The sequence below is a fragment of the Lyngbya aestuarii BL J genome (genome assembly GCF_000478195.2).
GTDB lineage: Bacteria > Cyanobacteriota > Cyanobacteriia > Cyanobacteriales > Microcoleaceae > Capilliphycus > Capilliphycus aestuarii.
Genome location: NZ_AUZM01000172.1, coordinates 1 through 2,015, shown reverse-complemented (window position 1 = coordinate 2,015; position 2,015 = coordinate 1). Strand labels below are relative to the sequence as shown.

3 protein-coding genes are annotated in these 2,015 nt (G+C 38.6%); 1 reads left to right on the top strand and 2 read right to left on the bottom strand.

Annotation, left to right across the window (positions count from 1 at the left end):
- Positions 1-331 (bottom strand): heme-binding protein (locus M595_RS27235; protein WP_040484767.1); only part of this gene is annotated, 331 nt, incomplete at its 3' end.
- A gap of 45 nt (positions 332-376) precedes the next feature.
- Complete coding sequence (locus tag M595_RS27230) at positions 377-1,318, bottom strand: thermonuclease family protein (protein ID WP_023064577.1); 942 nt, start codon at positions 1,316-1,318, stop codon at positions 377-379.
- A 77-nt stretch (positions 1,319-1,395) separates the two neighbouring features.
- On the opposite strand from M595_RS27230, the gene M595_RS27225 reads away from it, so the two are divergent.
- Positions 1,396-2,015, top strand: a 620-nt coding sequence (locus tag M595_RS27225; RefSeq protein ID WP_023069816.1) for an endonuclease NucS domain-containing protein, incomplete at its 3' end; no start/stop codon positions are given.

Here is a 2,015-nt window from a genome sequence, read left to right as displayed (position 1 = left end):
CCCCTTGAATTCCAATACTGACCACCATCATCGCTTCAGTATCTAGGACTTGAACATCAGACTGAACCTGTTGAGGAGAAATTTGAGGACTTGAATACAAAAACGAAACCTCCGCCCGAGAAGCATCTTGATAACGGGCTTCTACAGGTGTGGTCATGGCAATATTATTACTGCTAATATGCTGAAATAAGGGGTTAAATGCTGCTTTGGTGGCTTGGGTTAAATCTCCGCTATGAGAATAGGTTACTCCCCGATAAGCCGGATAATATTTGATTTCAATTACACCTGCTTGAGTGGGTTCAGGAAATCCTTCCGGTAAAGAAGTCGGCATTGCTTGTACTCTATTTTCAAGAATCATATTTATAGTTTAGCAGCTTTATTGACTTTTTTCTCGGGTTTTGACAAGCCTCTGTTTTTCAATGGGAAAAATTGGACAAAAATCGGAGATCTGTTTGAGATCTGTTAACGTAATTTCTGGTTTATCACGATACATTACCGCTTTTCCACTCACATAAACATAACCTCGTCCTAAACCTGAATAACGTTTTTGAATGAGTTGAGCTAGGGGTGCATTTTTATCGTTTTTAGCTTCGGGAATCCACAATTTTAAGATATGATCTTTTGAACCTGTATGAATCAACGCCCCGCTTCCAATCCATTTGGTCACGCCATCTTGTAAATCACAAAAGATGGTAATCCATTCTTCTTTTGCTGCGGCGGCGATAATTTTAGGGTAATCTAAACGTACCGAAAGCACTCCCGCCCGAATTCCATTGAGGCGATAATCTTGAATAATTGAGTCTCGTAGTGTCCACCAAGACATTAATAATTCGTAGTTGCGGAAAGCCCCATTTTGATTGGTATGAGCGTTCCAAATAATCCGATGATAAGCTTGGGCTTCGGCTTCAGCTTCCATCATTTGTTGATGATAAAATATAGAACGACCATATTTAATAAAATACGGACTCCAACCTTCTCTAATCAACCAAGTATTATAGTTTTCACCGTCTTTATGAATATAGCAAATAATCCGACCGTGACTATCTCGGTATTTTTCTAGACAGACTTCAACGGGTTCGTCCCCATCAAATTCTACATCAACCTGCGTCAGTTCACCATCAGAATTCGTAAAGTATTGGATTGCCATTTCTGAAGATGCAATTCCCGCATTTGTAACGGGTTTTGTTCCACAGGGAAACGATTCTTCGGTGTCAACACAGTGCAGCCTCAAAAATTCTCGTTTACCATTCAACAATACTTTGAGGGTATCTCCATCAACAACTTTCGTAACTTGTAAGTCTTTAATCCAAGTTCCCACTGTTCTTTAAATACAAAAATTCTAGGTTTAAGTGATGGCTATGATATCATAATTTTAATCTGAACCCTGCAACGGAAATGCAAAGTTTTGTCACTTTAAGGAAAACTGGCTCATGTTGGGAATTTGAGAGTGAGGAAGCGTTAGAAGATTTTCTGTTTTCTCATCTCGATCAAATACTGGGTTGGACGGTTATCCAACGTCAATATATTGTTAATAATCAACGTTGTGATCTTTTGGCTACAGACAAAACCGGACGCTTGGTGGTGATTGAGTTAAAAAATGTTGAAGATAGAGGCATTGTTCAGCAGCTGACTCGATATTACCATGCTTTGCTTGAAGACAAGCCCTTTGGCGATCGCATTGATTATGACAAACCTGTGAATTTGGTGGCGATCGCACCCAGTTTTCACCGAGATAATTTAATTGATCGCCAATATCATCATCTCAAATTTGAGTTTTTTCAGTTTTCTATTGTTCAAGAGGATAACAAGTTTTATCTCATTTTGAAAGATATTGATAGCCAGAAAACTTCACAAATTCAAATTTTTTATGAGGATGCGAGAGAAAGTAATCTTCCCAGTCAACCTCAAAGACTTCGGAAGTTTATGACGGATTTTCCACCGAGTAAAAAAGAGACAATTTTGAGAATAAGAGAGAAGATTCTCAGCTTTGATTCTAGTATACAAGAGTTTTCAAG